Source organism: Halalkalibacter flavus, from assembly GCF_036663575.1.
GTDB classification, from domain to species: domain Bacteria; phylum Bacillota; class Bacilli; order Bacillales; family Bacillaceae_D; genus Halalkalibacter; species Halalkalibacter flavus.
In genome coordinates, this window is record NZ_JAWRVK010000007.1 from 137,713 (window position 1) to 161,268 (window position 23,556).

Annotated in this window: 16 protein-coding genes and 1 pseudogene; all 17 read right to left on the reverse strand. The window is 34.9% G+C overall.

Annotated features, from left to right (window positions below; translation table 11 throughout):
- Positions 1 to 4 precede the first annotated feature (4 nt).
- Entirely contained in the window at positions 5 to 964 is a 960-nt protein-coding gene (locus SAY88_RS06985; protein WP_332630484.1) for a carbohydrate ABC transporter permease, read from the reverse strand.
- Between the two features lie 15 nt (positions 965 to 979).
- On the reverse strand, positions 980 to 1,846 hold the full coding sequence (locus SAY88_RS06990; protein ID WP_250095323.1) for an ABC transporter permease: 867 nt from the start codon (positions 1,844 to 1,846) through the stop codon (positions 980 to 982).
- Positions 1,847 to 2,237: 391 nt separating this feature from the next.
- On the reverse strand, positions 2,238 to 2,867 hold the full coding sequence (locus tag SAY88_RS06995; RefSeq protein WP_332630487.1) for a YesL family protein: 630 nt from the start codon (positions 2,865 to 2,867) through the stop codon (positions 2,238 to 2,240).
- A gap of 270 nt (positions 2,868 to 3,137) precedes the next feature.
- A complete protein-coding gene (locus tag SAY88_RS07000) occupies positions 3,138 to 4,436 on the reverse strand; it encodes an ABC transporter substrate-binding protein (RefSeq protein ID WP_332630488.1) in 1,299 nt (432 codons plus the stop codon).
- A 39-nt stretch (positions 4,437 to 4,475) separates the two neighbouring features.
- Complete coding sequence (locus tag SAY88_RS07005; protein WP_332630489.1) at positions 4,476 to 6,062, reverse strand: response regulator transcription factor; 1,587 nt, start codon at positions 6,060 to 6,062, stop codon at positions 4,476 to 4,478.
- On the reverse strand, positions 6,040 to 7,824 hold the full coding sequence (locus SAY88_RS07010) for a sensor histidine kinase (protein ID WP_332630490.1): 1,785 nt from the start codon (positions 7,822 to 7,824) through the stop codon (positions 6,040 to 6,042). Before SAY88_RS07010 ends, SAY88_RS07005 begins: the two co-directional genes overlap by 23 nt.
- 370 nt (positions 7,825 to 8,194) lie before the next feature.
- Positions 8,195 to 8,458, reverse strand: coding sequence for a hypothetical protein (locus tag SAY88_RS07015; protein WP_332630492.1), 264 nt, complete (start codon positions 8,456 to 8,458; stop codon positions 8,195 to 8,197).
- Positions 8,459 to 8,515: 57 nt separating this feature from the next.
- A complete protein-coding gene (locus SAY88_RS07020) occupies positions 8,516 to 8,770 on the reverse strand; it encodes an HPr family phosphocarrier protein (RefSeq protein ID WP_332630493.1) in 255 nt (84 codons plus the stop codon).
- Positions 8,771 to 8,834: 64 nt separating this feature from the next.
- Positions 8,835 to 10,604, reverse strand: a complete 1,770-nt coding sequence (locus SAY88_RS07025; protein ID WP_332630494.1) for an alpha-glycosidase — start codon at positions 10,602 to 10,604, stop codon at positions 8,835 to 8,837.
- Between the two features lie 293 nt (positions 10,605 to 10,897).
- Positions 10,898 to 12,154 (reverse strand): extracellular solute-binding protein, encoded by a 1,257-nt coding sequence (locus tag SAY88_RS07030; protein WP_332630522.1) that lies wholly within the window; start codon positions 12,152 to 12,154, stop codon positions 10,898 to 10,900.
- A gap of 21 nt (positions 12,155 to 12,175) precedes the next feature.
- Positions 12,176 to 13,711 (reverse strand): response regulator, encoded by a 1,536-nt coding sequence (locus SAY88_RS07035; RefSeq protein ID WP_332630496.1) that lies wholly within the window; start codon positions 13,709 to 13,711, stop codon positions 12,176 to 12,178.
- Between the two features lie 11 nt (positions 13,712 to 13,722).
- Positions 13,723 to 15,507, reverse strand: a complete 1,785-nt coding sequence (locus SAY88_RS07040) for a sensor histidine kinase (RefSeq protein WP_332630498.1) — start codon at positions 15,505 to 15,507, stop codon at positions 13,723 to 13,725.
- Positions 15,508 to 15,876: 369 nt separating this feature from the next.
- On the reverse strand, positions 15,877 to 18,693 hold the full coding sequence (locus tag SAY88_RS07045; protein WP_332630500.1) for a pullulanase: 2,817 nt from the start codon (positions 18,691 to 18,693) through the stop codon (positions 15,877 to 15,879).
- A 423-nt stretch (positions 18,694 to 19,116) separates the two neighbouring features.
- Positions 19,117 to 19,245 (reverse strand): hypothetical protein, encoded by a 129-nt coding sequence (locus SAY88_RS07050; protein WP_332630501.1) that lies wholly within the window; start codon positions 19,243 to 19,245, stop codon positions 19,117 to 19,119.
- A 284-nt stretch (positions 19,246 to 19,529) separates the two neighbouring features.
- Positions 19,530 to 21,209, reverse strand: a complete 1,680-nt coding sequence (locus tag SAY88_RS07055; protein ID WP_332630503.1) for a glycoside hydrolase family 13 protein — start codon at positions 21,207 to 21,209, stop codon at positions 19,530 to 19,532.
- A 15-nt stretch (positions 21,210 to 21,224) separates the two neighbouring features.
- Entirely contained in the window at positions 21,225 to 21,419 is a 195-nt protein-coding gene (locus tag SAY88_RS25930) for an HPr family phosphocarrier protein (protein WP_431308844.1), read from the reverse strand.
- Positions 21,420 to 21,554: 135 nt separating this feature from the next.
- A pseudogene (locus SAY88_RS07060) lies at positions 21,555 to 23,299 on the reverse strand (alpha-glycosidase).
- Positions 23,300 to 23,556: the final 257 nt, after the last annotated feature.

The following is a 23,556-nucleotide window of genomic DNA, read 5'->3' on the forward strand; positions in this document are numbered from 1 at the left end:
TTTTTTATTTTAATGACCCGACCATAACACCTTTTTCAAAGTATTTTTGGAAGAATGGGTACATAATTAATAACGGTAAACTTGCCACAACAATCGATGAATACTTGATCATCTCGGCTATCCTTTGCATCTCCGCCCTTGCAAGTTGATCTGCAATCATTCCAGGCTGTACTTCGTTTTGAATTAAGATGTCACGCATAATTAACTGCAGTGGATATAATGACCTGTCTTCCAGATAAATCATTGCGTTAAAATATGAATTCCATTGCCCAATGAAAGCATATAGAGCGAGTACAAAAATAATTGGCTTAGCCAATGGTAATATAATGTTTAAGAATATTTTGAAGTCAGAAGCACCATCAATTCTTGCCGCTTCTTTCAACTCATTTGGTAACGCTTTAAAATAAGTTCTTGCTAAAATAATGTTCCAAACGGTAACAGCTCCGGGCAATATTACCCCCCAAGGTGTATTAATCATCCCAAGCTCTCTTACAAGTAAATATGTTGGGATCATTCCCCCATTAAAGAACATTGTAAAAAGGAAGAAAATCATTAATGCTTTTTTCCCAACTAGATTATCAATAGATAAAGAATATCCTGCTAGGATCGAAAACCCCACCGAAATTAGAGTAAATCCACCAGCATATAAAATAGAATTTAGGAAGCCTCTCATGATGGTACCATCAGTAAATATACGAACATAGCCGTCTATTGTCCAATGTTCAGGATTAAACGAGATTCCTCTAGTTACTAGAATATGAGGTTGTAAAAACGAACCCAATAACACATATAAAAGAGGAATCGTAACAATTAATACAACTAAACCTAGTACAACTTTATTTAAAAGAAGTATGAATCGATCCGTTTTAGAGTTGTTAATTAATCTATTTTGATTCGAGTTACTTTGAAGTAGTAGTCGTTTTTTCTTCCTTTTGCTTTTTTCTTCTTTTTTTAAGTTACTCATCCTACTAACTCCTTTCTAGTAAAGTGATTCACCATTAAATCGCTTGACAATATAGTTTACAGACACAAGCAACATCAAACTCACAACTGAGTTAAATAATCCAACTGCTGCACCAAATGACCAGTCCCCTGCTTGTAACCCACGTTTATACACATAGGTATCAATGATTTCTGAAGCAGGTAAGTTCATGTCCGTTTGAAGAAGGTATGCTTTTTCAAATCCAACACCCATGATTCCACCAACTGCAAGAATAAAAAGGACAGCCATCGTTGGTTTTAATACTTGGACATCAATATGCCAAATTCTTTGTAATAGTGATGCCCCGTCAATCGTTGCTGCATCATGTAACTGTGGATCCGTATTTGAAAGTGCAGCAACATATATAATTGATGCAAAACCAGCACCTTGCCATATTCCAGAAGCAATGAAAATGGTTCTAAAATAATCCGGATCAGACATAAACGAAATAGGGCGATCTAGGAAAACCGATAACATAGCATTAATAGGGCCTGCTGGTGATAAAAAGATAAAAATCATCCCGCCGATGACAACTGCTGATATAAAGTGTGGTGCATAAATCATTAATTGAATGTTCTTTTTGATATTTGCTCTTCTCACCTGATTTAACATAAGAGCTAATATAATTGGAACAGGAAATCCGATGAGAAGTTCAAAAGCACTTAGTTTTATCGTATTTGCAAAAATTTGATGAAAGTTGGGTGATTGTAAGAAATTCGTAAAATGTGCAAAACCAACCCATTCACTTGCCATGATTCCTCTTGTTGGACTAAAATCCTTAAACGCAATTGTCACTCCATACATGGGAATATAATTAAATAGAAAAACTAAGATGACAGCAGGTGCTAAAAATACATACAGCATATAATTATTCTTAATATAGTTTAGAGGGCTTTGTTTCTTTTTGGTTACATTAGGAACCTTATTAGAAGAAACACCAGCAACCTTAACCGGTGAGCCCAACTCTTTAGCCATGAAAACCCCTCCTTAAGTAATAGATTTATCTTTTGCTAACTCTTAAATCTTGGAAACTTTTATTCCTCCTACCTTTTTTCGATTTGCATCAATGTTTCAAGAAAGCTGTAATCCTTGTGTTTAAAGTAAGGTACCGCTTTCTTGTCTTTAATATAGCAAAATGTTTTAAGAATATATTTCAATATTTTTGGTTTAACTTGTTTAATATTTTCGGTATTTGAAAACGGTTGCAGAAATTAGACATAAAAAATCCCCTAGTGGCTAACTAGAGGACTTCACTTTATTCAACTGCTTCATTCAAGGTAAACTCTTTTCTCGGCAACGAGTACGATGCTATTTTCATTATCACAAAACTGATTAAACTCATACCAAAAATAAAGATTAATACTGGGAAATTTATATATAAAAAAAGTACGATCGCTAACCCACCAATCATCATAATCGTTTGGAACGGTTTGGCAACAGCCAGAATTAAAGCATGTTTTGGATATTGCCAAATCTTTAAATCGAAATGAACAAATAGCGGAAAAATGAAAAGCAACGTTAGTAAATAGACAAAACCAATAACTACTGTGATGCTCGCTAGAGTTAATTGTAAAAGGCCGGTATCTAATAATTGTAATACTCTTAAATCAATATATAAAATTAGGCCAACAAGTAAAAAAAGATAACCAATAAGGTTGGACATGATGAATTCAGATTTAAATTTGCTCCAAAACAGTTTAATGACAGAGATATCTTCATCCTCCATTATCGATTGTCTTAAAACAGCAAACATTGCTGCAGTAGCTGGAAATAAACCTACTATAAACAGACCTAATAAAGAAAATAAAAACCATAAAAGGTTTAATAAAACTAAATTAAATGCTAAAGTGCCTAGTCGCATGTACCATGGTGACCTTTCAAACATGTTTGTGCACCTCCATTGTGATAACATTCGTTTGTCCACCTCTTCTTTACTTTACCAAAAGCATTGAAGATAATAGTTTAATATTTTTGGTTAAGGATGTTTAAAATATTCAGGTGTCCTAACACACTCAGCATACTTAGCAAGACTCCACAAAAAAACCCCTATCATTTTAGGGGTTTTTCTAGGCAACGTAGCTTGCTAATGGCTAAGCTCGCTGCTCATTCTCTAAGTAATCCGCTTTAAAGATGCTAAACCATATAGTAGCTATGCTCATTGCGTCGAGTTGAGTGAGTTATTAATTTTTTCTACGGCTTCGTCTGCGGCTTCTTTTACGTCTTTTTCGTTGAGAACTATGTCTTCAAATAAATCCTTAATAGCGTAACTAATAACTGGATAAGCTGGGGTGACTGGGCGGTTCTTTGAATAGGTTTGTCCTTGTTCAATAAAAATGTTTCTTGGATACTCTTTAAGCTCAGGCAGGTCCTGGACTACAGAGTACCTTGCAGGGATATCTCCTGTGATCTCCGAATGCTTTTTGACAGCGTTATAGCTTGTAGCAAATTTAATAAATTCCCACGCTTCCTCTGGATGTTCAGACTTTGCTGAAATCCCTAGAGCCCAACCTCCATTTGGTGTAACTTGGTAATCAGCTTTTGGCAATGGTGCGATCCCAAAGTCTTCGCCTAACACCAAACCATAACTTTCAAAATCTACCAAGTGCCAAGACCCCATGACCGTCATAGCAAGCTGATTCGATTCAAAAGGAACTGGAGGCAACTCGACCGTTGCTACACGATGCTTCAAATATAAATCTTGATAAAATTTAAGGGCTTCCAATGCTTCTTCAGAATTTAAATATCCATCAGCAGTTGTCGCATCTGGACTTAATACATCTGCTCCGAACTGCCACAGGAATGGCAATTTAAAATAAGCAGGGCCTTCTCCTTCACCAAAGCCTTGAGCCGGGTCGATCCCATAAATACCCTGTTCTGGATTATGAATTTTTTGGGCAATCTCGAGTACCTCGTCCCATGTCATCGCTTGTTCTCTTGACGGAAAAGGGATCCCAGCCTCGTTAAATAGATGCTTATTATAAAATAAGGCAATACTAGATTCGGCGATAGGGGCAAGATAAATTTCATCCTGATAGGTTAACCCTTTCAATGTGTGCTCAAATATGTCTTCAATATTGCCTTCTTCTTTCATGTATCGATCTAACGATAATAGCGTACCGGCATTGGCATATAAAGCTAAGTTAGGACTATCAATGGACATAATGTCGGGATGGTTACCAGCAACTAACTCAGTTCGGAGCCTGAGTTCATATTCATTAGCCCAGTGCATGGAAAGCATATTGATCTTAATATGTGGATGAGCTTCTTCAAACTCAGCAACCAACTCTTCATATGCCTGATTAGACGCTGGATTCGCTAAATTACGTAAAAACGTAAGCTCTACTAGTTCTTTCTCATTTTTTTCATCACGCTCACTAGAATACGTGGCAACAAAAATTAATGACACCCCTGCAAGAAAACATAGAATAATGACGATTACAGCTCTTTTGCTCACCTGGTTTCCCCTTTCATTTTCTTTCCTTAAGCCTTCAATTTATGACACTTCTGATTTACGGAATTCCAAAGGTGTTTGCCCAAATTGTTTTTTAAAGACAGTACTAAAGTAGCCTGAATTCGAAAAACCAACTAAATTAGCCACATCAATGATTTTAAGCTGTTGATCTTTAAGAAAGTGCTTCGCTTTTTCCATTCGTAAATGAACGAGATAATCACTAAAGTTTTGTCCAACTTGATGTTTAAACGTTTCTGATAAATAAGCACTATTTATATGAAATAATTTAGATAATGAAGTAAGCGAAATCTCATTAGCATAATGCTCGTCCAAATAGTGTCGTATACTTTCAATTAATTTGCTGTTTGAAAAACGAGCTAATCGTACTTTATCAACAATTAACTGTGCTAATTGGATTAGAAACTCGATTACTTTATTTTGAGAATTTAGCTCCCAAATACTTTGTTGGCAATTCCAAATCGTGTTTTGGATATCTTTCGTCTCGGTATCGTACTTCTTCACCAATGAACCTAATAGAAAGAGTACTCGGTTGGCTACAAAGGTAAAAGATAAAACAGATTGCGCCTTTGCTCCCCCAAGGACATTGTTAAGATTTTCTTTAAACATCTCGATATCAACATTTTCAATAGCATTTGTTAACTTTCGTTCAAAATCAGGAGAAAAATCAAAAACTGCCTCTCTCGCTGCCGTCTCATCGATTACTTGTGATTGACCACCAAGTTGACTTTGACTCCAAGAAAGCAAGCTAGAGATATACCCATTTCTAAATTCTTCAAGACCTTTTACTACATTTCCAATTCCTATGACCGTTTCTAAGTTTAAGTATTTCTTAACCTTTTCTTGAATGGACTTTACTAAGTTTGGTGTCTGCTCTGGAGTTTTTGAATCGAGCATCTGCAAGAATTGAACCATATTCGTATAACTTGGATCGTAAAACGAGTACGTTCCTTCATGTTCTTTCGCTATTTCCTTACATAACATTTGAAAAGGAAGCCATAATTCCTTTAATCGATTCGGATTATCCTCTGATTCTCTAATTTCTACCGTTGCAAACTGCACTGTTACATTTTCATCTGCCAGTTCCTCTAACTGCAGCTGCAGAAGCCTCTCTTTCACCATCCCAAGTTGCACCCATTCTCCTTTTACTAATTGAAGGAAATATTGTTCTTGTACTTGCTGAAGATGAGAATGGACAAGCTGACGTATCCGATCTGATTCAATTTGACTTTTCTTCTCTTCCTCAATTTCTTTCCGTATTCTTCTTAATGCTTCTTCTAACTCATCAGGGGCAACGGGTTTTAATAAATAGTCTCTAACTCCTTCCTTCATTGAGCCGCGCACATAGTCAAAATCAGAATATCCCGATAAAACAATCAGCTTTACATGTGGATATTGTTCGTAACACCGTTTAGCTAATTCAACTCCGTCCATAATCGGCATTCTCATATCAGTAATGATTAAATCCACATCAATGTTTTTTAGTAATTCTAGTGCTTCTTGACCGTTGGAAGCTTCGGCAACAATTTCAAAGCCTTCTACTTCCCAGTCGACTTTAAACCGTAAGCCTTTACGAACTTGAATCTCATCATCCGTAATTATGACCTTCATCACAATCCCCCCTAAAATTAATACACAATGTAATCCGTGTCCCAACATTCTTTTCAGACTCTATTTGATAGGAAAAATCTTTTCCATAGTAAAGCTTTAATCGTCCAATTACATTTTTTAGACCAATACTGTTGCCCTTACTCTCTAATACAGTCATCGTTTCATCATCCATTTCTTCGTTAGCTAAATTCGAAATAACCTCCTCAGACATTCCTATCCCTTTATCTTCAACAACAATGTATACGTTATTTTCATTTTTTTCCGTTTTTATATAAATTTGTGCAGACGATTTTTCAATAAAACTATATTTCACTGCATTTTCTACGAGCGGTTGTAAAATAAATTTTATAACCGGAAATCGTTTTGTTTCCAGACCCTCGTCAATTTCAACTTTTATAGCATCCTCATATCTTAGCTTTAAGATATCTGTGTAACTTTTAATATAACTTACTTCTTCGCCTAACTTCACAACGTTGCTTTTTGTATTCAATGAATACCTCATCATTCTGCCTAAATAAACACTGACATTCATAACCTCTCTATTTTTTCCTTGAACGGCTAATCCCCCAATGATTTCTAGAGTATTGTTTAAAAAATGTGGATTAATCTGCAATAATAACGCTTTGTACTCTGCATCTTTCCGGCGCAGGTTCGCCTCGTATTCTGTTTCGATTAACTTTTTTAATTGTTCAATAGTGCGATCGAACACTTTAATAAGATAACCGACTTCATCGTTATACGATTTTATTGTCGGCATAAAGCGTTTGGCCCCAACAAAATCCCCACGTTCAATATATCCCATCGCTTTCGCCAAATTTCCAAGTGGTCTTGTAATCGTTGAAGAAAGCATGAAAGAAGCGACTATTGTTAACATAAATACAAAACCACTCGTCAGTAGTAAGTTGCGCTGTAAATTGTTCACTTTTGAAAACAAGTCAGACTCAGTCACTTCACTAATTAAAATCCAATCTCCTACCGGTAATTTTTGAAAAAACATAAAGTACGTTTCGCCATTATTGTCCGCTTCGATTAACCCTTTTTGTTGATAACCATTCGCTATTTCAGCCAAACCTTGTTTTAAAATATTATGAGGGAGATCGACTTGTCCTTGAAAAACATTTGACCCTTTTTGGTCGATCAAATAGGCTCGACCTTCTTGTCCAATTTTTATTTTATTTAAAGCCTTCTCTAGCAAGTCAGATGGAAAATTAACTTTGATGATCCCGCTTGGAACTAACGTATTTGTATCAAAGAGAGGCAATATATAACTGTTTATTTCACCTGGATATGGCTGCAATTGGTAGATATGTGACTTTGCAAACTGTTGTTCATGTTCAATAAAATCTTGGAACCACTCTTCCTCATCGAGGTCAGGATTATTCCCCCAAATCCCAGTACCATCATAAAGAAGTATCGAAATGGACATAAAATTTGAATTGTTCACCATCATGGATGATAACAATCTTCTTAGTTCATTCTTCACCAGCAAAGACTCATCATCCGCACTATTCTCTTTTTCAAGCCTTAACCACTCTTGAGTCGTTTCGTTAATGAGCACCTGCTTGCCTAAATCCTCGGCCTGTGTCGTAATCGAGTCAACATACAACAAATACTGATCCATCATTTCAATTGTTAAATCTTGTGCCTGATCTCTAATAATAGTTGTAAACCAGCTTGGAATAATAATTGATAATAGAATAAATGGAATCGTTAGCAAACATGTAAAAATAAGAAATAAACGATTGCGTAATGTAAAAAACATTTCAGCCTTCTTTCCCAATAAGATAAAAAAAAAGAAATCCCTTACATTTTATCTTAAGATTTTATACGTCACTATAAATCTAGTTCATTCGGTGTTAAATGATCAATCAGTAAATTAAGTCTTCCTACCTATAAATTCTTTGTATAGAACATTAGCATATCGCCCACAATTTTACCACTTGGAATTTTAAAGTAATCGCAACAAACAGGAGGTTCTTAATCAGTTATAGAGAGCCAGATTTCATTTAAAACAGAAAAGTACCCTCGCTTAAATGCATTAATTATTTAAAAGGAAAAACAAAAAAGCCCTCTATCCAAGGACTTTTTTCATTGTGTTAAAATGATCTCTACTCGTATCGAACTAGACTAAATTAATTTAAACTTTTCTTTATCCATAATATTTTCTCTTTTTCTTTTGTTGGCAAAGACATCCTGAACTTTCTCTTCAATACATCAACATTTGAACTAATGAATTCTACTTTTTTATAAGGTTTATTTTTAGAATTATTGATTCCATCAAAATAAAGGGTCATTTTGAACAGTAAATGACCCTCTTTTGAAATGACTGCTCGATACGTACCAATATACTCCCCATCTACATTATGTCCTTTAATCTTTCCTATCCAGATGTTCATTAGATTCATCACCCTTTATAAAAGTAGAGATGTACCTTTCTTCTTTCTTCTTACTTGTCATTCGTCTTCTAAAAACCTACTTAATTCATCTAGTAACTCTTTCTCATCAGATCCATCTACTATTACAGTAACGGTTGAATTAGGAGCAAGACCTAGTGACATAATACCCATAATACTTTTACAGTTAATTTTCCTATTGCATATTTCAATACATACATCAGAACTATATTTCTGAGCGATATTAACTAGTTCATATGCAGGTCGAGCTTGTAAACCAGTATTTAATTTCACTACAATGTCTTTTGAAATCATTAATTTTTCACTCCTCTCTCAATTAGTTGCCAGTTACATTTTAAAAAAATAAACAACCTACTAACTATTCTATCATTTGTCTATGTTCCTTAATTTGAATAAGTGAAAAGCCAAATGGATCTAATTCTACCTTAGAACTTCTTATCGTTTTTTTCCTCCATAGATCTATTGCTTTTTTATCTGTAAAGTCACAAGGCAGATTGATCTGTACGTCTTTATCTGAATTATTTATAGCTATCAAGATCGTTTCATCGTCAGATTTTTTAGAGTAAATTACATGATTTGTTTCCACATTTGTTTCAAGTATTGTAAACTCCCCATTATTGCCTAAAACTACGTGTTCGCTTCTTAAAGCAATGACTTTTTTTACAAACTCAAGTAATCCTAAATCCTGTTCTTCTTCATTCCAAATCATACATTTACGGCAACCAGGATCATTTTCACCAGTTATACCAACTTCATCTCCATAATAAATACACGGGGTACCAATAAAAGAAAGTTGAAATAAAAAGAGCAACTTTGCCTTTTCTTTGTTTTCCTTACAAATTGTTAATATTCTAGGGGTATCATGACTACCTAATAAGTTGAAAGCTACCTCATTAACATTTTTCGGATAAGAGCTAAGTACCTTTGTTAATTGTTGACCAAATTGCTCAGCATTTATTTCATCTTTTGCGAAGAAATCTAAAGTAGCTTGTGTAAAAGGATAATTCATGACTGCATCGAATTGGTCTCCTTGTAACCAAGGCATCGAATCATGCCAGATTTCCCCAAGTATATAAGCATCTGGTTTAATAGACTTAACTACTTGTCGAAATTCTCTCCAAAATTGATGGTCTACTTCATTTGCAACATCTAGACGCCAGCCATCAATATCAAATTCTTCAATCCAATAACGGCCAACCTGAAGCAAATATTCTTTTACTTCTGGATGTTCCGTATTTAATTTCGGCATGGCATGAGTAAACGCAAAGGTATCATAATTTGGTTCTGGTAAAGGCTTCACCGGAAATTCTCTTAAATGAAACCAATCTTTATATTTTGATTGTTCCTGATTTTTCAACACATCTTGGAATGCTTCAAAGTAAAATCCGCTATGATTAAAAACAGCATCAAGCATCACTCGTATCCCGTTTTCGTGGCATACTTCTACTAACCTATTAAATGTTTCTTTGTCCCCAAATTGAGGATCAATCTCAAAGTAATCAATTGTGTCATATTTATGATTAGATTTCGCCTTAAATATTGGAGTGAAATAAATCCCATTAATCCCCAAGTCCTTTAAGTAATCAATGTTTTTAATAATGCCTTCAAAATCTCCACCAAAAAAACTATCTACCTTAGGTTCTACACTCCCCCAAGACAATGTACCTTCAGGGTTTAAATTTGGATTGCCATTTGCAAACCTTTCAGGAAAAATCTGATACCATATTGTCTCTTTCACCCAGTCTGGAGCTTTAAATACATCCACTTCATTTAAGAATGGAAAGCAAAAATAAAAGTTAGTCGTTTTAGGATCCTTTTCTTTGAATCCCATCTCACCGTAAATAACCCTTTCATCCTGCGAATAAAGTTCAAAGCCATATCGTAAACGTCGGTACTCAGGTTTCACCTCTACAAACCAATAATCAAACAATTCATCCGTTCCTTCTAATACCATTGGTTTTGTACTGTTTACCCATTCGTCCTTCTCCCACTGATAAGGGTCTCCAAAAATTAAGTATACTTTTGTTATGTCACCTTTTTTTGACTTTAAACGAATATGAAGGGTTTCGTTATCAAAGGCATAGGCAAAATTATTTTTCGGTCTGTGATAAATTGCTTCTTTTAACATGTGCACCAACCACCATTCATTTTTAAATAATTATTTCAAACTAAATTAAGACCATTTGATTCATCCATTATCTAACGAAATCCAACTATCAGAAACCGTTTACATACAGGCCCAGGTGTCTTTTATTTTGATTTCTCCCCCAGATTATTAAAGGATATCAAAAGGGTGTTTTCTTTCACTTTCTGATAGATAAATATGACACTCCCATTAGAAAAAAGTAAACCATATCCAAGCAATATATAAGTAATTCACCTATAAAAAAACCTGTGTCTCAACAGGTTTTAAACTAAAGATCAATTTTCCATTCTTTCTCTATTTAGTACCTGATCAATCTCTTTTGCAGCCTTTGATAAACCTTCCTCTACACTGACACTTCCAGAAAAGATCAGCTCTAAGTATTTACTATATATTTCATCAACTTTCCACCATTTAGGAACAAAAGGTGGAAAAATAGCATCATCAAGACTGTCTACATATGTTTGATATTGTGGTAACTGATCATATAATCCTGAGAGTTCAACCTTGTTATTTGTTGGCTTTAGACCTGCTTGTGCCATATATGTCTGTGCTTCTATATTAGTCATCCATTTAGCAAAGGTCCATGCTGCTTCTTTATCCTTTGCCGCTTTTGAAATCACAATATTTTCTCCACCTAATATAGCTCTCTCACTTTCATGAATTGGAAATGGTGCAGCCACAGTCTTTTGATTCATCGATTGAATCTGCTCTTCAGAAAAACTACTATAAAACCAAGGTCCCTCATCAATCATAAAAAAGTTACCATCTAAGATACCTTGCCATAACCCCCCAGATGTCACTAAGTGACCTTTTTGATAAAATGATAAAAGCTTATTAACAGCAGCAATGCTTTTCTCACTGTTTAAAAACCCTGTAGCTTGTGAATAAGTTGGATCGGTTAACATCCCACCGAAGCCATAAAAATAATGTAACGTTGCCCATATTGAAAAGTTACTGATTCCAATAACATACTGATTTTTTTCAACTAAATTTATTAGCTCATCCATTGTTTCAGGCGGGTTACCGTCACCTGAACTTCCAAGTAAATCCTGGTTATAGATCGAAGCCTTAGTGTAAATATTTAAAGGAATACCGTAATAATTCCCATTATAATAGTTTGATTGCATTAGTCGCTCATCAAATTGGTCTTTTAGTTCATCAAATTCTTCAAAATCACTTAGGGGATGTAAAAGATCAAGTTGTGCAAACTCCGGAGTCCAAGCGATGTTCAGCCTAATAATATCAGGCTCTCTATTCGTAGATGCTCTGGAAATCATCTCCGAAATTAATGTATTATTATAATGCTGTCTAACTGACTTCACTTCAAGCATTGGATATTCCTGTTCAAATAAAGGGATGACGCTATTTTCAAGAATATAGGTCTCCTTTTCATTATACGTATGCCAATAAACAATCACTTCTTTTTCATGTTCAGTATCTAATGCGGGGCTACTATCTCCAATAATGGTTTGGTTGCCACACCCTGTAATTAGGAGCAATCCAACAAGCAAGTAAAGAACATTTTTTTTCATAAGCCCCACAACATTCACCTCCTATTTCTCTTGCTTTATCCGATAATCAATTGGTGAATAACCTGTCATTCTTTTAAACAATTTGCTGAAATATTTAACATCTTTAAATCCAGATTGTTGTGCCACTTCGTATACCTTGAGTCTAGTGTTCATTAACAGCTCACTTGCTTTATTAATTCGAAGGTTAATGACATAATCAATAAATTTTTGATCACTATACTGTTTAAACAAGATACTAAAATAATTTCTACTTATATGAATATGATCAGCCACCTTTTGAAGGGTTAATTCCTCAGTATAGTGCTGATGTATATAACTTATTGCGCTTTCCATCAGCTCATTATCGCTACTTGGTTTTCGCTTTTGTTCCGAGATGAGCTGAATACATTCATCAATATTTTCAATTAGATAAATATGCAAATCGTCAAGCGTTTCGGTTTGTTGTAGTTCATGGCATTTAGCAATTAGTAATGAAAGATCTAACTTATTACCAAATAAACTGGATAAAATATCACTTGCTTCCTGTCTAATGACTTCCGCTTGAAATTCTTCCTGCTTCCATTGTTTGTAACGTTCTTCAATAAATGTAACTACCTTTTCCTTATCAACAGGGATAACAAACTGTTTCATTTCATCTGCTATGGAACGAATTTGGGAAGATTCTTTTAGCTCTTTATAAGAAAATACATGGTCTTCAGGATAAAAAAACCGCCTTTCACAAGCTAAAAAGCTTCTCCTAAATCCTTCTTTAGCTTCATATACACTCGAAATCATATCATAACCAAATGAAAAGCGTACATTTGACTCTTGCATCACTACTCCTCGTAGTTGGTGAAGTGCTCTTTCAGGATCAAGATCCATATTCACGAAAAACAGTATATCTACATCGCCAATTATTAAGCAAACGCCTTCTGCATACTGATTGTAAAAACGCTCTTGAATCTCTTCAAGTGTGAAGCTTTTAAATAATACCCCATATTGCTCTTCAATCTTTGCTATATCGTTCATTTTCATATAAATAACGAGTATGGAACTAGAATTTAAATAATTGATTTCTCCGTAATCAGAAAAATCTTTTTCATTAAGAAGGATACGCTTTAAATCTTGTTCTACCTTTTTTCTTTCGAGTAAAGTGGTAGACTGATCAACTAGAGTTAACTTTTTCTTAATATACGTTTCTTCCTTCAAGAGTTTCACACACTTTTGAATTAATTGTACAAACTCTTCTTGCTCGAGTGTAGGTTTTAAAACATAATCGATAGCTCCGTATTTTATTCCCTCTTTGACATATTCAAACTCATTAAAGCTGCTTACTAAAATGACTTTTATTTTCGGATAAAGACCTACCGCTTTCCTCATTAGAGTCAAACCATCCATCACTGGCATTTTAATATCTGTAATTAAAATATCAACACGATTTTCTTTCATAACTTTAAAGGCTTCCTCCCCATTCGGGAAAGCTCCTAGAAAAAACAATCCTTCTTTATCCCATTCTACAGAAGCTTTTAAACCAAAACGGATGACAGGCTCATCATCAACGATCATAACATTATACATGATTCTCACCTCTATCTTTTTAGCTTTATGACCAAAGTAACCGTTGTTCCATTTATGCTACTATCAATTTTCACAAGTGAATCCGATGCGTAATAAAGCTTAACTGACTCAAAAACATGAAGAAAACCAATGCCTACAAACCTATTAGGAGTGTAGAATGCTTGCTGAATTTTGTTTAATTTTTCCTTTTCCATTCCTATGCCATTATCAGAAATAACTATTTCGACTCCATCATCTATTTTTCGACCTGATAGCTTGATTATGCCCTCCTTGTCAGTTGGTACGATCCCATGAAAAATAGCATTTTCAACAATAGGCTGTAGCAGCATTTGTGGAATTAGAAAATCATTTACTTCCAAATCAACATCTAATTGCATTTGAAAGATTTGCTCATAACGAATTTGCATAATGTCAATAAACTTTTCAATAATCTCGATCTCTTCTTTGACTGAAACAAATGTTCCTTTCTTTCCCATATTTGCTTCAAGTAACCTCGTTAATGCTGATAAAGCCATATTTGCACGATCAAACTGTTTAAAGTTCACAAGCCACCTTACTGTACTAAGTGTATTAAATAAAAAATGTGGATTAATTCGGTGTTTTACCGCACGTAACTCCGCTTCCTTCTTTTGAACTTGTTCACTTTTCACTAATTCCATAAGGTGCTCTAGCTTTTCTAACATCCGATTAAACTCCATCGACATCATCCCAATTTCATCAGATGTTTGTACGTTTGTCCGAACATTAAAGTCCCCTTCACCAACAAGCTTCATTTGATTTGTGAGTACTTTGATAGGCTTTGTAACCCGGTTTGCAAAAAACAAACCAATCAAAATAGCTGCTATGCCAAACGTAATAGAAGATAAAATTACAATCGTTTGAATCGTAAGTAATTGACCTGTAATTTCTTTAATTGGAACGACTCCTACGATCGTCCAGCCGTTTGCGAGCGGTTGTTTTACTCCATAGTAATTAAGTCCACCTTCTACATACTCAAATTCTATTTCTTCTCCATAGATAACTCGATCATATAACTGCTCATTCGAGATTGTTTCATTGATCTTATCAATATTTGAATCAATCATAATGTTGCCTTGTTGATCAACAACAAAGAAACGCCCAGTTCTTCCTAACTTAATCTCGTTAATCGTATCAAGTACTGTCTCTCCATCAAGAAACACTTGAATATAGGCAATATTATTTAAAGTATCAAAATCCTTCATTACGCGACTTATCGGCAAAACCAATTCAGTGCTCTCTTCTAAACCACTAAACCACTCAAACTGAAGGCCTTCCCAATACAATTCACCATCTAAATTCCTCGATGCAATCGCCCAGTCCAACTGGCTTAAGTTAGTTTGATAGAACTTTTCCCAGTGGAAAAACCTACTTACCCAACTTGTGCCCTCTTCCCTCAGAATATAAATCATCTGTACATGAGAATTTGATTGTATATGTGCGTTTAAGAATGAATTCATCATATTATTATTTTGGTGACGTTCATGTTCTGAAAGTTCAGGATCTAGATCTGCTTTAACAATTTCCTGTAGACTCTTATTACTATAGATGAGATTCGATATGTCACTTCCAGCTGTCAGAACATTAGACAAGGAATCTGCCGCTTGACGAGTGGTCTGAATTGAAGACTCTCTTACATTTTCTTTAATGATGTTTGATGAAGATAGATAAAAGAAAATGCTATTAAACAAGGTGGGGATTAAAGTCACTATTAATATCACTAAAACAACCTTTGTAGCGAATCGATTTTTAGTCATGTTTTTATTGTTTATCATCATATAGTCCCTTATTTTCTCAATTTCTTGGTACCATCATAACTTTCACACAGGAATCAAGCAAGGTGAGGTATTTATCCTTCTAATATATTTCTTTCAGAATTTAACAAAAATGCTGATTTTTTTTGCACACTTTCATTATATATACGATATAACTATCATGAAGCCGTTTTCATTACGATAGTGGTGTCTTTAATTACAATCGATTAACTGTAAACTTTCATATAAATAAAATAGTGTCTTATATTAAATAATATAAGACACTGTAGAAGTTGAGAAAGTCTTCTCAACAGCCTGAAAAGGTTTTAATCTCTAATTAGAGATTAAAACCTTTTCTATTATAAACTTATTCTATTTTTTATTATCAAAACTTTATTTCTCTTTCACATTATTTCTTTTTTTATTTTGGGGCCCTTTGCCATTGTTACCTTTATCATTATCCATTTTTATTACCACAGTTGTCAAAGGATCAAGCGTTATACTACGGCCTGTAAGTTTAAAACCAGACCTTTCTGATACTTCTTCTACACCGGCTTCATCACTATCTACTAATACGGTACCTTGAATTAAATTTTTACCAATTGTTAATGACCTTTCTTTCGAATCAGCATTAACAAACACATAGTAAGCTGTTCCATCTGTTGCTTCATTTCGATACCCTATAACTAAATCTTGTTCCTTTATTTCTGGAGCGTCTACTAGAGTTACATTGGAATCAACTAATTCTGTTGTTCCTAATCTAAAGGCATCTGTTGATCTTCTTAAAGCAATTAGACCTGTTGTATACTCCCTTGTAAGGTTGTTAATAGGATACAATTCTTCATTCGTAGCTTGATCCCAATTAAACATATTAATTGCGTCTGATGAGTCATAAGAATCGTGGATAAAGTATGGATACGTAAATGGATTACCATCCTCATCTTCCATATAAGTAGATTTATATGGCGGCTCAGAAGTTTCAGCTCTAAATTGCTTCGTACGTCCAAACTCTTGGCCTGCATGAATAAAGGCCTTTCCTTGAGCTGTTAAAACCATTGCATTTCCAAGTCTGATTCGTTTGTGGATTTCTTCTTGATGAAATTCTGGGTCCTTCTTAATAGATTGAGCAATGACATCATGGAGCGTTAGGTTATCATGAGCTTCGATATATGGAACAACGTCACCTGGATCACTTGCAACAAAGTTATGTGGCTGAGCCTTTATGTTGTCAAAGATTTGCTCGATATTCCTTGCTCCACCAGTAATGAATCTTGGTTCTCCTTCACTTCCAAAGCCAGACTTCAGTTCGTTCCTAAATTCGTCAGAGAAAACCCCGACACTTTCTGTATGCTGCATCCAGTCTTGATCTGCTGGCATAACATCTTCGCCTTCATCTCCTACAAAAGTTCTCCAGCCTTCTCCGATCATAACAATATTCGGATTCAGTTCTTTCGCTTTGTCATAGGCAATTTGAATACTTTCTGCATCATGGTCTCCCATCATATCAAAGCGGAACCCATCAACCTTAAACTCGTCAACCCAGTAAGTAATAGAATCAACAAGAATTCTTCTTGCCATTTCGTGAGTCGTCCCTAAACGTCCACCACCAAAACTTGTTCGCGGAGTACCGTCAGCATCCATAAAATGATAATAATTCGGGACAAGATCTTCAAAAATCTCAACTCTTGCTGTATGATTGTAAACTACATCAAGGATAACCCCCATACCACGGCTATGAATTTCATCGATTAACTTCTTTAACTCTTTAATTCTTAACTCTGGATCATCTGGATTTTCTGAATACATACCTGTAGGAGAAAAATAACTATGTGGATCATAGCCCCAGTTATAATTCACTCCAGTAGAAGCATAATCTAACATTCTTTCATCACTTTTCCATTCACTTCCCCAGAAATAACTCATTACTGGTAAAAGCTGAACGTGAGTAACACCTAAATCTTCAATGTAATCTAGTTTATCAACGAAAGCAGCAAATGTTCCAAATTGTGCACTAAGCTCATCTTCAATGCTAGGATCAGATGTGAAGTCTCTTACATGTACTTCGTAAATAATCGCATCTTCTCTCTTTTCAAACCCTTCAATTTCAGCAAATTCTAGCTCAGGTCCAACCGTTGAAGGATCAATTATCGCTGCTTTCCCAATCGAATACTCTCCTAAGTTATCCCACGTTGCCATAGATTTAGCATAGGGGTCTAGCGCTATTTTTTTATCTCCATTATGATCAATTTCATAATGGTAGAAATAACCTGCTACATTCTCCACCCCTGTATTATCTTTAGTAAGTGTTACTTCCCAAACCCCACGATCACCTTTTGTCATCTCAATATCATCTTTCACAACATTAAACTGATTATCCTTATCGTACAAAATGACAGATACATTATCGGCCATAGGTGACCATAATTTCAACGTCGCTGTTCCATCTTCATGTAACCTTGCACCTAAATCACCATCGTAAGCGTATAATTCATCAATCAATTTCCATCCTAGTACCGTATTAATGGTTTGCTCTTTGTAAGTTACAGTAAAAGGTGTCTGAGTTAAGTCAAAATCCCCCTTAATCTCAATCCTCTTATCATCTTTAATTGTTAGACTTGTAAATTCTACTTCATTACCATCTTTATCAGAGATCTCAATGGTATCTGCCAAATCTACTTCTGTTAATCCTCCAATATTAGTAAAAACAAGTTGAATTTTAGTGTCTGATACCACTTCTCCAGAAACAATTCTTGTCAACACTTCTCCATCTGAAGAAGTATAAATCGTGTCATCATCTTCTTTAATCCATACTTCATCAATGTCTGAAGAGGAGAGCTCAAGTACTTTGTCGTCTCCATCTCTGTCTCCAGTAACCGTATTTAACACAAGGAATCCTAGTTTTTTAGCATCCTCGATCAATTCGATATCCAGGTATGCGCCATAGTCAGTCATTTGGTCTTCCTTAAATGATCTACCACCTGATGGCCAATTTTCAGTAGGTACAGCTACATCATGCCATAACCAAAGACCAAGGTCAGTAAAGTTATTATCCTCTCTTTGATAGTGGATTCTGAGCGTATTTTCAGGAATATCATTCGATCCTAGATGGTTGACTTCTGACTGCTCAGCTGTCCCAGATTGATTAAATAAAAAACTTCCTAAAGAAAATACCATTAGAAAAACAAACGTTATTAATAAAGGTTTTTTCATATAATCTCCTCCTTTTGTTTTTTTCCTTAATACTTTTTATCCCCCCTTATTTTTAAGTACATGTTTATTATCTACGAGAAACCGCATCCAATGAAACCGCTTACCGTACAATTGATGTGTCTTTTATTACAATTTAATTTCCTATATTTACTAACTATCTTTTTATGGTGGTTTATATTATTCTCATCAGAAACATAAGCCACTGTGTCTATTTACTTTTAAAAAAACACCTGCAGAGCTTTGCATATACCGCCAGCTTCTAGCAAAGGTGATCTTCCTTAAATGGTTTCATAGCTGTTTACTACAACATTTTCATTTTTCTTCTATTAAGCTACAAAACTCTGGAGTTTCACTTGAGTCGTCTATACCCACACATTTTGTATTAGAAAGAAAAACTTAAAAAACGAACCGAAAAAAATGCGATCAAATTGTAACCGAAACTCCCTTCTCTATTTCCAAGGCTGTATTCGTATACTTTGTTGCAATCATTTTGCCTTTAACGAGTCCGTTACATTGTGCTACAGGCACTTGCTTTCCGAGGCGTGTTGCCAAGCCTCCTCGACGTTCCGTCTGTGGGGTCCTGTCTTTCCCGCTATTTCAGACAGGAGTCAAGTGTCTTCCGCTCCATTCCACAAATAGCTATAGCAACACTCCTTGCGAAAAGAGCCATTTCCAAACACAAAAAACACGCCTCTCAAAAAACTGAGAAAAACGTGCCTTTTATGTATTTCTTACAGTAGATGATCAAAATAATATAAAGCGAGAATCACTTTTACATGATTCCCGCGAAAATTAATCGTTTTTACCCAAACACGTTTTAAAAAAGGTTTTATACCTTAGTTAAGCTTATACACAAGCGCTTGGTAAGGTTTTAATTCAAAGGCATCAATATCTTCTGGTCCCCCCTCATAGTTGCCAACCACAAGTTCCGTTAATTCATAGTTAATATGTTCAGGAAGCTCAAACTTTACTTCCTCACTTGAAAAGCTACAAATCACTAACCATTGTTCTTCTTCGAGTGTTCTTGTATAGGCAAAAATTTCTTCAGAATCCTCATAAATTAAATCAAATTTTCCATATACAACAATTTCGTTATCTTTTCTAAGTTGAATTAGTTTTTTATAATAATGAAAGATGGAGTTTGAATCTTGCAGTACTTTTTCCGCATTAATTTCTTTATAATTTGGGTTCACTTTGATCCATGGTGTTCCTGTTGTGAAACCAGCATTTTCTTTGTCATTCCACTGCACCGGTGTTCTTGCATTATCACGACCACGCTCATAAATAGCTTGCATGACTTTATTCGGGTCTTTTCCTTGTTCATTCACAGTTTCATTGTACATATTTAGAATTTCTAAATCACGATAATCGTCAATCGAATCGAAGGCAACATTGGTCATACCAATCTCTTCTCCTTGGTAAATGTACGGTGTTCCCTTCATCATATGAAGACACGTTGCCAGCATTTTTGCCGACTGATCATAATACTCCTTATCATTGCCAAAGCGAGATACGACACGTGGTTGATCATGATTGTTCCAGTATAAACTATTCCAACCATCATCCGCTAAGCCGTACTGCCATTTTGCTAAAATTCCTTTTAACTCTGTTAATTTCCAAGGCTGCGGTGTCCACTTTCCACCTGGTCCATTCCCTACATCAACGTGTTCAAATTGAAACACCATGTTTAATTCATTTCGATCTTTTCCAGTGTATAGCTTTCCTTGTTCGGCATCTACACCTGGCATTTCCCCAACAGTTAGGACATCATACTTTGACAACACTTCTTTGTTCATTTCTTGTAGAAATTCATGAATACGTGGTCCATTCATAAAATACGGTGTTCCGTCACCATATTTGTTGTCACCATGGACTTCGCCATCAGGATAGCTCGGATCTTTCGAAATAAAATTAATAACATCCATACGAAAGCCGTCAATTCCTTTTTCAAGCCACCATCCCATCATCTTATAAATTTCTTGACGTAGCTTCTCGTTTTCCCAGTTTAAATCAGGCTGCTTTTTACTAAAGATGTGTAAGTAATACTCACCAGTCGCCTCATCAAATTGCCAAGCTGATCCACCGAATACAGATCCCCAGTTCGTAGGAGGCTTACCGTCTTCTCCAGACTTCCAAATATAGTAATCACGATACGGGTTATCTTTGGATTCCCTTGACTCGACAAACCATGCATGCTCATCAGATGAATGATTTACAACAAGATCCATTACAATTTTAATCCCACGATCATGTGCACTTTGGAGTAGTTCGTCAAAATCTTCCATTGTCCCAAACTCGTGCATAATGTTTTGATAATCACTAATATCATACCCATTATCATCGTTGGGCGATTGGTAAACCGGCGAAAGCCAGATCACATCGATCCCAAGATTTCTTAAATAATCAAGCTTTGAAATAATTCCTTGAATATCCCCGACTCCATCCCCATTAGAATCCATAAAACTTCGTGGATAAATTTGATAAACAACGCTTTCTTTCCACCATGCTTTTTCCATTCTTTTCACACCTTACTAATATAATATAGTTTTAAACAGTAAGTTTTCACCATTAAAAAATCTAGTTAATTCTTCTAAAAGCTCTTTCTCATCAGAAACGTTAACTGTCAACGTAATTTCTGTATTAGGAGCAAGACCTAAAAACACTACCCCCATAATACTTTTACCATTTACTTTGCGATTATCTATGGTTATATAGACATCCGACATAAATTTTTATGAAAGATTAACAAGTTGATATGCAGGTCTAGCTTGTAATCCAGTATTCAAGGTAACCATTATTTTTTTTGAAATCATTAACAAACACTCCAACCTATCAATTATTCTTGTTGTTAATCTTTTTTCCTATATTTGAATAAGTGAAAAACCAAATGGATCTAATTCTACTTTTGAACTTCTTACTGATTTTTTATTCCATAAATCTATTGCTTTTTTATCTGTAAAATCATATGGCAGATTGATCTCAATGTCTTTTCTTGAATTATTTATAGCTATCAAAATAATTTCATCATCAAATTTCTTAGAATAAATTACATGATTTGTTTCAACATTTGTTTCAAGTAATGAGAACTCCCAATATTACCTAAAACTGCATGCTCTTTTCTTAATGAGATAACTTTTCTTACAAACTCAAGTAATCCTAAATCCTGTTCCTCTTTGTTCCAAACCATACACTTACGGCAGCCTGGATCATTTTCACCATTTATCCCAATTTCATCTCCATAGTAGATGCACGGAGAACCAATAAAAGTGAGTTGGAATAGAAAGAGCAGTTTTAACTTATCCTTATTGTCCTTACAAGTTGTTAGAATCCTTGGTGTATCATGACTCCCTAGTAAATTAAAGGCTACCTCATTGACATTTTTTGGATAAGAGTTCAGAACCTTTGTTAATTGATGACCAAATTCTTGAGAATTTATTTCATCTTTTGCAAAGAAATCTAAAGTAGCTTGTGTAAAAGGGTAATTCATGACTGCATCGAATTGGTCTCCTTGTAACCAAGGCATCGAATCATGCCAAATTTCCCCGAGTATATATGCAACTGGCTTAATAGACTTAACTACTTGTCGAAATTCTCTCCAAAATTGATGATCTACTTCATTTGCAACATCTAGACGCCATCCATCAATATCAAATTCTTCAATCCAATAACGGCCAACCTGAAGCAAATATTCTTTTACATCTGGATGTTCCGTATTTAATTTCGGCATGGCATGAGTAAACGCAAAGGTATCATAATTTGGTTCCGGTAAAGGCTTCACCGGAAATTCTCTTAAATGAAACCAATCTTTATATTTTGATTGTTCTTGATTTTTCAACACATCTTGGAACTCATCAAAATAAAAACCGCTATGATTAAAAACGGCATCAAGCATTACACGTATCCCGTTTTGGTGGCAAACTTCTACTAACCTCTTAAAAGTTTCTTTGTCCCCAAATTGAGGGTCAATCTCAAAATAATCGATCGTATCGTATTTATGATTCGAATTTGCTTTGAAAATCGGTGTAAAATAAATTCCATTGATTCCTAAATCTTTTAAATATTCAATGTTATTGATGATTCCTTCAAAGTCGCCGCCAAAGTAACTATCAGTCTTTGGCTCGGCACTCCCCCAATGCAACGTTCCTTTAGGATTTAAATTTGGATTACCATTTGCAAATCTTTCCGGGAAAGATTTGATACCAGATGGTTTCCTTTACCCAATCTGGAGCTTTAAATATATCTATTTCATTTAAGAATGGGAAGCAAAAATAAAAGCTGGTATCACTAGGGGCATTTTCTTTAAACCCTCTCTCTCCGTAGACTATTCTTTCATCTTGAGAGTAAATTTCGAATCCATATCGTAAACGCCGGTGTTCTGGTTTAACTTTAACAAACCAATAATCAAATAATCATCTGTTCCTTCTAAAGTCATCGGTTTTGTAAAGTTCACCCAGCCTTCATCCGTCCACTGATATGGGTCACCATAAATTAAATAGGCATTGATTAAGTCACCTTTTTTGGCTTTCAGGCGAATGTGAACGGTTTCGCTATCATAGGCATAAGCATAATTATTTTTTGGTCTGTGGTAAATCACTTCTTTAAACAAGAAATATCAACTCCATTAGCTTCTTTAATTCAAAACAATATAGATTGTTATAAATAAAACCAAGTATACGATTTGTTTAATAACCTACGTACTTTTTAAAATACAAATAGCTATTTGTTTTTATTATTATCTAATAGAAATCGCTTCCAAGAAACCGCACTCATTATAAATAAAGTGTTTTTTATTTTGTTTAAGTATCAAAAAAATAACTATCACTCTATATCGTGTCTTATTTTCATGAAGAATAGAGAAATAAA